Here is a 10,967-nt window from a genome sequence, read left to right on the forward strand (position 1 = left end):
CTTCACCACTTCTCTCCTTTCTCGCTTTGTTAGTTATAAGTTCGCAATACACCGCTGATTAAGCCGTTATTGTAAATAATTTTGCTAATATTGCGAAAAATCCGATGCTTATCGAAGAAAAAAATAACCGTCAACAGCATAAATACCGGTACCTTCAGGACGGATTTGACGAAAATGCCCGTTTTCCGCTCCGAGCTGACCGCACGGCTTACTCCTTGCCAATAAATCCTCCGCAGCAGCCATTTCCGGCTAACTCTGCTGCGCGGAATTTTGTGGCGCACCCACGCATGAGGCGTATAATAGACGGTATATTTGCTCCGGATTCGATCAATGAGCTCGGCCTCCTCGCTTGAAAGCAGGTTGCTTCCCACTCTGCCCAGATCCTCGCGAAAGGGTTTAAGCGAATGGAACACGGATTTGCGGAAAGCTACATTGGCTCCGAATGGGATGGCCGGCTTTTGCATTTCTACAATTTCATGGGAATAATCCAAAATCGTATAGAGCGTCCGGTTCTCCGGCAAAAGCCAAGTCGGCTCCGCCACTTCCCATGCCGGTTCGATCCTGCCTCCAACGCAGCCGATCCGGGGATCGGTCTCAAATAAGGAGACGATGCCGCTGATCCATTCCTTGGAAGCCATAGCATCATCGTCTAAGAACAGGACATACTCGCCCTTCGATTCGCGAATCGCGCGATTCCGGGCAACGGAGAGCCCCAGCCGTTCTTCATAAACATAAATAATCGGAATGTTTGTCATCTGATTGACTTCTTGAACAACCTGTTTGGTGTTGTCGGTGGATCGGTTGTCGACCACAATCACCTCAAACGCATCCGTAAAATTTTGCCGCAAGAGACTTAGAAGCGCTTCTCTCACATCCTCAGCCCTGTTATGGGTGCATATCGCTACTGTCGCTTTCATGCTTTCACCTCGACCCGTTTCGTTCCGGTATAAACTTTTATCATTTTTCCGGCGATCCCCTGCCAGTCCAGTTCTGCCAGTTTTTTCGAGATGTGCTTCCGGGTCTCGTTCATATTCATGTGGACGGCCATCGCCAGCGCCTTGCGCAGCCCATCCGGGTCAGCAGGATCGTATAAAATTCCGCATCCTTCGGAAACATATTCGCTGAGCGAACCGAGCTTAGGCGCAACGACCGGCTTATAATGAGAGAGAGCGAGAATCGCGCTGCCGGAAGTCGTAATCTGGTTATAAGGCAGCACCATCACATCGCCCGCCCGTAAGTAGTCGACAAGCTCATGGTCATCCACGAAATGAGGATAAACCTTGATTCTGCCGTTATTAATCGGATCGATGTAATCCAATTTGTAACCGGCATCCACTTTTCCCGCTATGAGCAGTCCGGCCGACTCCAGATTCAGCGATACAAAAGCTTCGACCAGCTTTTCAACTCCTTTATAAGAGTTGATTCTGCCGATAAATAAGAACAGGAACTGTTCCGGCGGAATGCCGAATCGCTCTCGGATATCCGTCCCATTGCCGACATAGGCATCCACGTAATGGCCATGCGGCGTGACGATCAATTTCTCCGCTCTTACCCCGAAAGTTTCAATAACTTCTTGTTTTACCGTCTCACTCATGACGAATCCTTTGTTGCAGACGGATAAAATAAACTTCCGCATCATATAATCCCATTTACTTTTCCCCGTCGAATGCGGCCAAATATTGTGAACGGTCCAAAATAACCGTACACCCCGTACTTTCAGAAACAAAAGAAGTCCGGCAAACAACATCGACTTCACGACCGTAAGCGGGAAAGTGGACGACTGATACGAGTAACTGGGCCAATGCATATGGACAATGTCTCCCTTTGCAGGTTTAAGGGTGTTCTTCGTATCGTAATGCTCCACCCGCAGTCCCTTATCCACGATGGACTTCGTCAGCAATTCGGAGTATTTGTTATATTCACTAACTTTGGGCCACATATAAACGGTTGGGTTACTCATCCATTCCACCTGCTCTTCCAGCTCTTTTGATTATCTTTTTCTCTCTCAGACGATCGATCAGAAAGCGGAAATCGTCCTTGTCAAAAAGCATACCGGCAAACCGCACCTTGAACGCGACCCGCATCGCGGCTATCGTGACCAGCATTCTTACCATCGCTCCGATTAATAAAGCTAAAGCTATTCCGTTCAGACCGTATAAAGGGGTAAATACGAAGAATAGTCCGACCGTAATCGCAAGCGCTATAACTTGCCGGATTAGCACAAGACCGGGACGACCCAATGCGTTGAACGAAGCAGCCAGAATCCATGAGCCGCCGCCGAGAATGCATTCGAACGATAAAATATAGAAAGCGGTGCTGGCCTCCAGAAATTCCTTGCCGAATAAAATACCCATCAGGAATCTGCCGATGAATATACTCGGTACGACAACAATCGTCATCAGGATAAGCGACAACCGGAAAGCCCGGCCGACCGTTGAAATAATCTTGTCCTTATCCAGCCCTGTCAACTTCGGAAAGATGACATTCGAGATGGCCGTCTGAACCGTATTGAAGACTCGGGATAGCGCATAAACGACGCCATATAGACCGAAATCCCGCGGCGTGAGCAGCGATAATATAATGATTTTGTCAAACTGCGAATACAAGGTTCCCAGCAGCTCGACGCCAAACACTCTGCTTCCGTAACCGAACAACGACTTGGCCGCAACCCGGTCAACCATACGTTTGAACCAATCGATCTTCAGCTCGCCCCTCAATTGGAGCAAGGACCAAATGACGACGAGCAACGTGGTGACCAGGTAGACGAACGAGGCAGCGTGGATATTCAGCACTCCGACCATAAAGAGGACGATGATACCCGCCAAATTAAATAGCGGAACAAACAGCCGCACTCCGTTATAGACTTTGAAGTTGTCCGTGCTCTGCGCAAGTGCCGCAATCAGATTGACCGCAAGGAGCAGCGGCAGCGTCAGCACGGTGTACCATCTGGCGGTCTGAATGACGTCAGCCGAATAGTTGCCCAGCCATACCGGCAGATAGATCCATGCGACCACGCCCACAATGATGCTGACAGGGATCTGGAAAAGAAATCCTGCCCTGATGTATTCCGCCCCTTTGCCGGTATGCCGCTTCATGTTGTAAATAAGGGACGTGGGAAGTCCGAATCCGACAACGCCTACCAGGAAGGTCGACCAGAACAGAATCGCCGACAACTCCCCTTTGCCTGCGACGCCGAACATTCTCGCTGTCACGATGGAGGTCAGCGTGGTGATGACCATCACCATAAAATTAGTTGCGCTGGTACGCAAAATCGTTTGAACCAAACCATTTCCATTTAATAGTTTACGGATTGCCAATTGTGCCATAGACTACCTTCCCGGGTACTTGATGCATGACAGATTGATATAATTCCGTATGCCGTTCAAGCAGTGATTGTTTGGTAAACCTGCGGCTATGATCCAGACATTGTCTTTGAATCGTTCTTTTTTGTTCAGCCGAGAGTGAATAATATTCCAATAACTTGTCTTGAATCGCTCCTGAACTGCCTGGCGCAAACAGATATTGCTTACGATTCAGGACAACGTCAGGAATTCCGCCTACAGCTGAGGCGTATACGGGTGTGCCGACTTGATAGGATTCGATGATGACCCGCCCGAACGGCTCTTCCCAAATCGAAGGAACAACGGTAGCATCTACTTGGGCCATAAGTTCCCGCGCCTCATTCGGCTTCACTTTACCGGTGAACACGATGCGTCCGTCATTCCTGCACGCTTCCGAAAGCTCATCCTTCAGCTTTCCTTCTCCGCATACATAGAGCCGTTCAATCACCTCTTCCGGTAAAGAGCGAACGGCATCGATGACTTCACGGACGCCCTTCTCCGGTTCGATTCTGCCGAAATAGCCGATGCACAGCGGTTTTCGCTCAAAATCCTTCTCTCCCGCAATGATGTCGCCATCCACAACGTTCGGAATGACCAGGTGTTCAGCATTCGGAAACAAACCCGCTTCCGTATGACGGTTCAAAATATGTGATGATATGCCGACGACCGCGGAAACCCGTTTACTGAATCCAAGCGAAGTCAGCTTGTATAACCGTGACAACAGAGGATTGGATATCGGCGAGCTGACCGGTGAGATGAGCGAGTAATCTCTTAACGTATGAACGATCGGCACACCCGCTTTGAAGAAAGCGGTCCATATCCCGGCCCCGAAACCGGATAAATTCTGCGTATGGACCAAATCAGGATTTATTTCCTTCAATAGGTTCGCCACAGTCCCGATCTGCATGGGATTGTAAATATCGATAAGTCTGCGAGCCACCTTATTCAGCTTGCCGTGGTGCCCCGTATCGCCAATCCAATACAGATTGTTGTAAGGCAGACGATGAACCGTAACCCCATTGATCAGCTCTGACGTTATACCGGCGTTTCTCTTTTGCCCGCCAGTCGTAATCACATGCACGTCAGCAACGGATTCAAGCGTTTCGGCTAAGATTTGCGTCGATATTTCCGCACCGCCAATAATATGCGGACTGTACAAACTATTTACAATAACGATTTTCATGCCTTTCGTCTCCATTCGCTATAGATAGGTCTAACGGGCAGTATGTTACCTTTAACCCGAACGGGCACTTGTACTGGCATACCGGTACGTATCGTTTCCGTTTCGAACCCTCCCCCGCGGATGAACCCGAACAACAACCAGAAATCCAGAAAAGCATAAGAATCAAAATTCATGACGAGTGAGATACATAACGCAAAAGCGAATTTCGAATACGAATTTGCCCCGCAGCTGCGAAAAATCGAAACCAGAAATCCTCCAAAAAGGATAACCCCGATGAGGCCTTCCTCAGCGAACACCTTCGACACCATATTTCTCGACGTAGCGTCATAGGGATTAATAAATACCAGATCGTGTACCTCGCTGAATTTCAATCCGCTACTGAAATACTGCTGTAGGAGGGAGGCAAATTCCGTATAATAAAAGCCGCCGCCTACTCCAAAAATCGGATATCTGGCAAATTCTAAAAAGCCGATGGCCGGAAACACCAGCCTGACAAAAAATGAATTATCATTATTTATCAATTGATTGAAATTGAACTGAAACCGATCCGTAAAATAGCCGCTTATCTTGAACGTTTCGATCAGAAAAGGCACGCCTACAACAACAATTAAGGCGCAGACCGCCAGAACGACCAGCATCCGGCCTCTGTTCTTGTTCGTGACCAGTACATAAATGACCAGCGCGGTAAGCAGCACGGTGTAAGCGTAAGCCGAGAAAGAAAGCACCATAAGCAGCATAGTTGCGAAAAGCAGAAGCAGTTGCTTACGAAACCCCTGCTTATACAGGTAGAACATGATTAACCCGCCGCTCAGCATATGAATGGCCGCCCAAGAAGGCTCGCCCGACAGCATTTGAATTCTCCGAAGATACACTTTCTCCGCGAACAGTCCCGTAAAGGCTCCGGAAAATCCGCTGCGGACGAAAAAGGAGTCGAATAGCTGAACAAAACCGGCAAACAGCGGAGGAATAAAGGCGATCGCAATACTTTTTGCGATGCTCTTAATAATCTCCGGATCTTCTTTGGCTTGCTCCGTGACATAGACCGATACCCGAAACATGGATAAACCGAACAGAAGTGTAATAATATGCGACGCGCTGCTGCCGATATCTTCGTTGATTAGCGCAACGATTAAGGAATGCCCGATGCTGTACATCACGAAGAGGAGAAAGAAAACATCTCCCTTCTTGAACCTGAAGTCGGTAAACAGGAGCAAGACGGATGCAAGAAACATCGGAAACATAGATATCGGCCGATAGACCGAGAATGGGATATACGGCAAGCTGTCGTACGTCAATAGCATCAGGGATAACATAAATAGCGCAATTACAAGATTTCGAATAACCAACACCTGCTCTTTGCGCAATTGCCCTACGATAGAATCAACTCCAGATTTTTACGGGTCACGGAGCTGCTGAAATGATGGGTCACGTAACGGATCGAATTGCGCGATACTTTTTCGTTTATCTCATTGTTGTCCAATAACAGGAGTACATTTTGTACCATCGCCTCCTCCGTTTCGCAGACGAACAGGTCCTCATGATTGATTGCATTGATCCCTTCACTGCCGATCAGATTGGTTACGACTGGTACTCCCCAAGACATAGCCTCGACGATCTTCGTTTTAATTCCAGTGCCAAAAAGCAGCGGAGCGATCATTAAAGCGGCATCGCTTACGACCCGCTTAACGTTATCCACTTCGCCGGTTACGATAATATCAGGATAGGTCTCCTGCAGCTTAAGCACCTCAGCAGTCGGGCTTTTACCGATGATATAGAACTTTGCATTCGGTGCCTTCCGCTTGATGCCGGGCCATATCTTCTCGCAGAAATAAACGACCGCGGAGCTATTGTGAGGAATGTCCATCTTCCCTACAAAGACGATTTTGTTCCGGTCATACGATCTTGGATTTCCCGTCGTTTTCTTATCCGGGTCGAATCTCATCGGGATGCCGAAACAAGAGTCATGGCTCACCATTTGCCGGAAGCTCTCCGCTTCTTTGGGTGAAGTAAAGATAAGGTGTTCGAAATTTTTGGCTGCGCTTTTCTCGTACTTGTGCAGCAGCTTGCTTTCGAAAGCGACAAGCCATTTTTGAATGAACTTCAAATTTGCAAACTTCTTGATGCCGGATGGGAGCTTGTCCGAAAAACCGCCGAATACGGACGGAATGTACTGAAACCATTGCAACTGCCGTTCATAGCGCAATGACAGTAGGTCATCGTAGCTAAGCACCTTTTGCGAGGTTCCGTCCGAACGGTATTCCGCTACGCGCACCATATCGTAAAAGATGAATTCCGGCTGCTCTTCCTCGATCTTTTCTTTAATCTGCCTATGCGTTCTCCGGGAGTAATAAACGGATACTTGCAGCGGCCACCTTTGCATGAGCAAGGAATAGACCAGCACATTGAACAGCTTCTCGGCCATACCAGGCAATTCTAGACTCACCAGGCGAGAAATCGCATCTGGCCGATCCTTCAGGTACTTCTTGTCATCAATAAACGACAAGTTCACGATCTGACATTCAGGATAAATATCTTTGATTTGCTCAATGTATTGCTGAAGCAGGTTTTTTCTGCCGTCCGTATTTGGAAAAGGCAGCCTGTTCGTAATAAACATCATCTTTTTCATTCATTTTCCGCCTTAAAAAGCATCTTTTGCCCCAAGAAGCACTTTGAATGTCTTGAATATGATTTTCAAGTCAAACCCAACGCTTCGTTCTTGGATGTACTTCAAGTCCAGCTCAACCATTTCTTTAAAACTTAATTCATTACGGCCGCTTACCTGCCAAAGTCCTGTACAACCAGGCTTAACGGTTAAACGCCGCTTGTCGTAATCCGTATACTCCTTGACTTCCCTTACAAGAGGAGGTCTTGGACCGACCAATGACATTTCTCCCCGGAGCACATTGATCAGCTGCGGGAGCTCATCAATGCTGGTTTTCCGTATGAACTTCCCGATCTTCGTAATTCGCGGATCGTTCTTCATCTTGAACATAGCGCCTTCAATTTCATTTTGAGCGAGCAGCTCTTTCAGCTTCTCTTCTGCATTGCTGACCATGGAGCGGAATTTATACATCCGGAACGGCTTCTCGTTCTTCCCGATCCTTGTTTGATAGAACAATACGGAACCTTTCGAATCTTCTAATTTAATCAGAATGCCAACGACAACAAACAGCGGACTTAAGAAAATTAATCCCGCCAGCGAGCCGACAATGTCAATGGCGCGTTTGAGCACCGAGTTCATGGTATTCCTAAATTCATTAGGAGTGTTTAATACCAATTCATCGCGATACTGCGGGGGCATCATTATTCACCCCCTATTCCTATTAATTGTTTTCCAACTTCACGCTCCAACAATTCCCCAAGCTCGCTTAAGAGCTGCTGCCGAAGCTCGTTATTCCGGAGCGCAAAATCGACCGATGTCATAATAAAACCGAGTCTTTCACCCACATCATAGCGCTTGCCTTGGAAGTCGTATGCGTAAACGCCTTTATCCATATTCAGCTTTTGAATGGCATCGGTGAGCTGAATTTCTCCGCCTGCGCCAATCTCCTGCAGTCCTAAATAATCGAATATATCCGGAGTCAGAACATAACGGCCCATAATAGCCAAGTTCGATGGGGCTTGTCCTTTCGGCGGCTTCTCTACAAAACGGTTCACTTGATAAAGTCGGCCCATCGTCTCGCCTGGATCGACAATCCCGTATCGGTCTGTCTGATCCGCATGAACCGTTTGAACGCCGATGACCGAACGTCCGGTTTGCTCATACTGCTCGATCAGTTGCCTGGTGCAAGGAACGTCGGCCTCTACGATATCATCGCCAAGTAGAACGGCGAACGGTTCGTCTCCGATAAAATTGCGGGCGCACCAAACGGCGTGGCCAAGCCCTCTCGCTTCTTTTTGCCTTATATAGTGAAGATTCACATTGGAGGATTTTCTGACTTTTTCTAAAATGTCAAGTTTCCCTTTGCTCTCCAACGTATATTCCAGCTCAAACGCGATATCAAAATGGTCTTCGATCGCACGTTTACCTTTACCGGTCACGACGATAATGTCTTCTACTCCTGATTCAATGGCCTCTTCTACGATGTACTGAATGGTGGGTTTATCAACGATTGGAAGCATTTCTTTCGGCATTGCTTTCGTCGCAGGCAAAAACCGGGTACCAAGCCCCGCAGCAGGAATAATGGCTTTTCTCACTTTTTTCAATTGACTTCACCCTATCCTATTTATATTTTTTGTTCGCATTGCAGCGAGATGCTAAAAATGCGAGCTATGCTTTCGTTATCGCTGAGAGCATAGCTCGAATTTTTAGATAGGGCATTTAACCCTTCCTCACGTCACGCCCTTGACGATAAACGTCTAAGGTCATTTGACCCACAGCATGACCGAGTGCCTCCGGTAATAGAGGTGCAGGAGACATTACCTTCCCATTTGGACCCATCAACTTGGTGTAATAACGCTAAGCGTCGCTGCTAGCTTCGTATGTAGTAGGAATAGGATTCCGATTGTTTTCGGTTAATGTTATTGAGAACAACGCCGATAAGATTGGCTTGCACATGCTCGAGAGAGGCCTTCGCTTTGAGCGCGACTTCTTTTTTCACTTTTCCCGAATCGATGACAAGAACAACGCCATCGCTTTGGGTCGCAACGATTTGAGTGTCCGTTACGGACATGATCGACGGTGTATCGATGATGATTACGTCATACGTTTGCCTCAATTTCCCAAGCAGTACCCTCATAGACTCCGACGACAGTACCTCTGATGGATTAGGAGGAGCCGGGCCTGCGGCAATGACCGACAGATTGTCCGTACTCGTATGCTGGATAACATCCTTCGGCTCTAACCGTTGCAATAAGGCGGACGTCAAGCCTTTATGGTTGGATATTGCAAAAATGTGATGCTGCGTCGGCTTCCGCAAATCCGTATCGATCACCAGCACCCGTTTGTTTGCTTGAGCGAAAGAAACCGCCATATTGGCGCATGTTATGCTTTTCCCTTCGCCCGGCCTTGATGAGGTGACCATAATAATCTGAAGTTTATGGTCGATCGTCGAAAACTCGATGTTTGTCCGCAGCATCCGATAACTTTCGGAGATCGGCGAATTTGGATTTCTATCCGCGATAAGGTTCCATTTACGTATCAATCGAGACATTGCTTCCCCTCCCTGCTCTTGGTGTTAGATTGGCTTTGCTGCCCCGATCAATCGCATCGCTCTCTTTAAACTTTGGAATCGATGTCAGTACCGGAACCCCAAGCAGCATCTCAACGTCTTCTTCGTTCTTGATCGTTTCGTCCAAGTAATCCAGAAGGAATGAAATGCCTACGCCCGCCATCAAAGCCAGAATGAACGCGACGGCAATATTCATAATCGGATTCGGGGCCACGGGGCCGCGCATCTCATTCGGATCCGCCTGATCCAAGACGAATACGTTATCAACCTTCATCAGCTCAGGAACCGATTTTTGAAAAACGGTCGCAACGGCATTCGCCGTATTCGCCGCCTTCTCATAGGAGTCATCCCGGACGGTTATGGTCATGATCTGCGTTTCAATAGCGGAGCTGACACTTACCTTGCTTCTAAGCTCAGAGTATGTTCGAGCAAGATCCGGGTGCTCTTCGATGACTTTTTTCATCATGCGAGGCGAAGTAACGATTTGTTTATAAGTTTTGATGAGTCCGATCGTGGAGCTAATGGAGCCTACGTCTATGCTTGGAAGCAGCGTACTGCTGTCCTTGTAGTCGTTGACGATTAGTGTAGCGGAAGCTTCATACTGCGGTTCGATGAAGTTGAAGGAGTAAAAGCCGATGGTTATACAACTTACTGAAATAATTAGAGCAATCAATAGCAGTCTTCTTTTGATGATGTTCCAATATCGTTTTAATTCCAAATCTTTTCCTCCGTTACTTGTTCAGTCTATGGGCCTGCAATTAATGATTCATAACGAGAATATAATAGATACATTATTCAAAACGAGAACTTTTCGCCATGAGGAATTGTTGATGCATCCCGCGTCATCAATTCTCGGTTCTTATATGGCCTTTTATCTTCCCATCTTCATAAAATCATCCACTGTACCGCCGTTTATGACATGCTGCATCATATCCTCTGAGCCTGCTTCAATTTCGTTTTTCTTTAACAGAAGCGATACGAGCTCCGCCATGTCGATCAGCTCGTCCTTCGGATTATAGCCGGTTAATACAAGCAGTTCGGCCAATGATCCCCCATATCTCGTCATATTCTGATTGGCTATCGAAGGATCATCGGATAATCTTTTCAAAAACTGCTTTAGCCGTAACCGTTTTTGCTCCTGATTCAAATCGTCCATTTCAATGAAATCCTCCATTTCCAAGCTTACTCGTTCTTATTCGTAAGTTCAGATTGCTACAGATCGACATATTACACAACAATAATTAGGAGGTTCTAATATTAGTAATATCTAAT

Annotated in this window: 11 protein-coding genes; all 11 read right to left on the bottom strand. The window is 47.3% G+C overall.

Annotated elements, in window-relative coordinates:
• Nucleotides 1-29: 29 nt before the first annotated feature.
• The gene (locus tag AC0YN0_RS27110; protein WP_475824076.1) at nucleotides 30-917 is read right to left on the bottom strand and encodes a glycosyltransferase; all 888 of its coding nucleotides are present in this window, start codon (nucleotides 915-917) and stop codon (nucleotides 30-32) included.
• Nucleotides 914-1,960, bottom strand: coding sequence for a glycosyltransferase family 4 protein (locus tag AC0YN0_RS27115; RefSeq protein ID WP_475824077.1), 1,047 nt, complete (start codon nucleotides 1,958-1,960; stop codon nucleotides 914-916). The genes AC0YN0_RS27110 and AC0YN0_RS27115 overlap by 4 nt, the downstream gene beginning before the upstream one ends.
• Complete coding sequence (locus AC0YN0_RS27120) at nucleotides 1,953-3,326, bottom strand: oligosaccharide flippase family protein (protein ID WP_475824078.1); 1,374 nt, start codon at nucleotides 3,324-3,326, stop codon at nucleotides 1,953-1,955. Before AC0YN0_RS27120 ends, AC0YN0_RS27115 begins: the two co-directional genes overlap by 8 nt.
• Nucleotides 3,304-4,524: a glycosyltransferase family 4 protein gene (locus AC0YN0_RS27125; protein WP_475824079.1), complete on the bottom strand. Its 1,221-nt coding sequence runs from the start codon at nucleotides 4,522-4,524 to the stop codon at nucleotides 3,304-3,306. The genes AC0YN0_RS27120 and AC0YN0_RS27125 overlap by 23 nt, the downstream gene beginning before the upstream one ends.
• On the bottom strand, nucleotides 4,521-5,870 hold the full coding sequence (locus AC0YN0_RS27130) for an O-antigen ligase family protein (protein ID WP_475824080.1): 1,350 nt from the start codon (nucleotides 5,868-5,870) through the stop codon (nucleotides 4,521-4,523). The genes AC0YN0_RS27125 and AC0YN0_RS27130 overlap by 4 nt, the downstream gene beginning before the upstream one ends.
• A 23-nt stretch (nucleotides 5,871-5,893) precedes the next feature.
• Entirely contained in the window at nucleotides 5,894-7,150 is a 1,257-nt protein-coding gene (locus tag AC0YN0_RS27135; RefSeq protein ID WP_475824081.1) for a glycosyltransferase family 4 protein, read from the bottom strand.
• A gap of 12 nt (nucleotides 7,151-7,162) precedes the next feature.
• Nucleotides 7,163-7,828 carry a sugar transferase gene (locus tag AC0YN0_RS27140; protein ID WP_475824082.1) on the bottom strand — a complete coding sequence of 222 codons (666 nt, stop codon included), beginning with the start codon at nucleotides 7,826-7,828 and terminating at the stop codon, nucleotides 7,163-7,165.
• On the bottom strand, nucleotides 7,828-8,730 hold the full coding sequence (galU, locus tag AC0YN0_RS27145) for a UTP--glucose-1-phosphate uridylyltransferase GalU (RefSeq protein ID WP_337103078.1): 903 nt from the start codon (nucleotides 8,728-8,730) through the stop codon (nucleotides 7,828-7,830). Before galU ends, AC0YN0_RS27140 begins: the two co-directional genes overlap by 1 nt.
• A gap of 266 nt (nucleotides 8,731-8,996) precedes the next feature.
• Nucleotides 8,997-9,677, bottom strand: coding sequence for a CpsD/CapB family tyrosine-protein kinase (locus AC0YN0_RS27150; RefSeq protein ID WP_475824083.1), 681 nt, complete (start codon nucleotides 9,675-9,677; stop codon nucleotides 8,997-8,999).
• Entirely contained in the window at nucleotides 9,658-10,413 is a 756-nt protein-coding gene (locus AC0YN0_RS27155; protein ID WP_475824084.1) for a YveK family protein, read from the bottom strand. Before AC0YN0_RS27155 ends, AC0YN0_RS27150 begins: the two co-directional genes overlap by 20 nt.
• A gap of 153 nt (nucleotides 10,414-10,566) precedes the next feature.
• A complete protein-coding gene (locus tag AC0YN0_RS27160) occupies nucleotides 10,567-10,851 on the bottom strand; it encodes a hypothetical protein (protein ID WP_442051308.1) in 285 nt (94 codons plus the stop codon).
• Nucleotides 10,852-10,967 lie beyond the last annotated feature (116 nt).

This window comes from Paenibacillus sp. J22P218, assembly GCF_056269195.1.

Coding starts and splice junctions, on each gene's coding strand:
- AC0YN0_RS27150 (WP_475824083.1), bottom strand. CDS start 9,677: ATGTCTCGATTGATACGTAAATGGAACCTTATCGCGGATAGAAATCCA.
- AC0YN0_RS27160 (WP_442051308.1), bottom strand. CDS start 10,851: ATGGACGATTTGAATCAGGAGCAAAAACGGTTACGGCTAAAGCAGTTT.
- AC0YN0_RS27120 (WP_475824078.1), bottom strand. CDS start 3,326: ATGGCACAATTGGCAATCCGTAAACTATTAAATGGAAATGGTTTGGTT.
- AC0YN0_RS27110 (WP_475824076.1), bottom strand. CDS start 917: ATGAAAGCGACAGTAGCGATATGCACCCATAACAGGGCTGAGGATGTG.
- AC0YN0_RS27115 (WP_475824077.1), bottom strand. CDS start 1,960: ATGAGTAACCCAACCGTTTATATGTGGCCCAAAGTTAGTGAATATAAC.
- AC0YN0_RS27135 (WP_475824081.1), bottom strand. CDS start 7,150: ATGAAAAAGATGATGTTTATTACGAACAGGCTGCCTTTTCCAAATACG.
- AC0YN0_RS27140 (WP_475824082.1), bottom strand. CDS start 7,828: ATGATGCCCCCGCAGTATCGCGATGAATTGGTATTAAACACTCCTAAT.
- AC0YN0_RS27125 (WP_475824079.1), bottom strand. CDS start 4,524: ATGAAAATCGTTATTGTAAATAGTTTGTACAGTCCGCATATTATTGGC.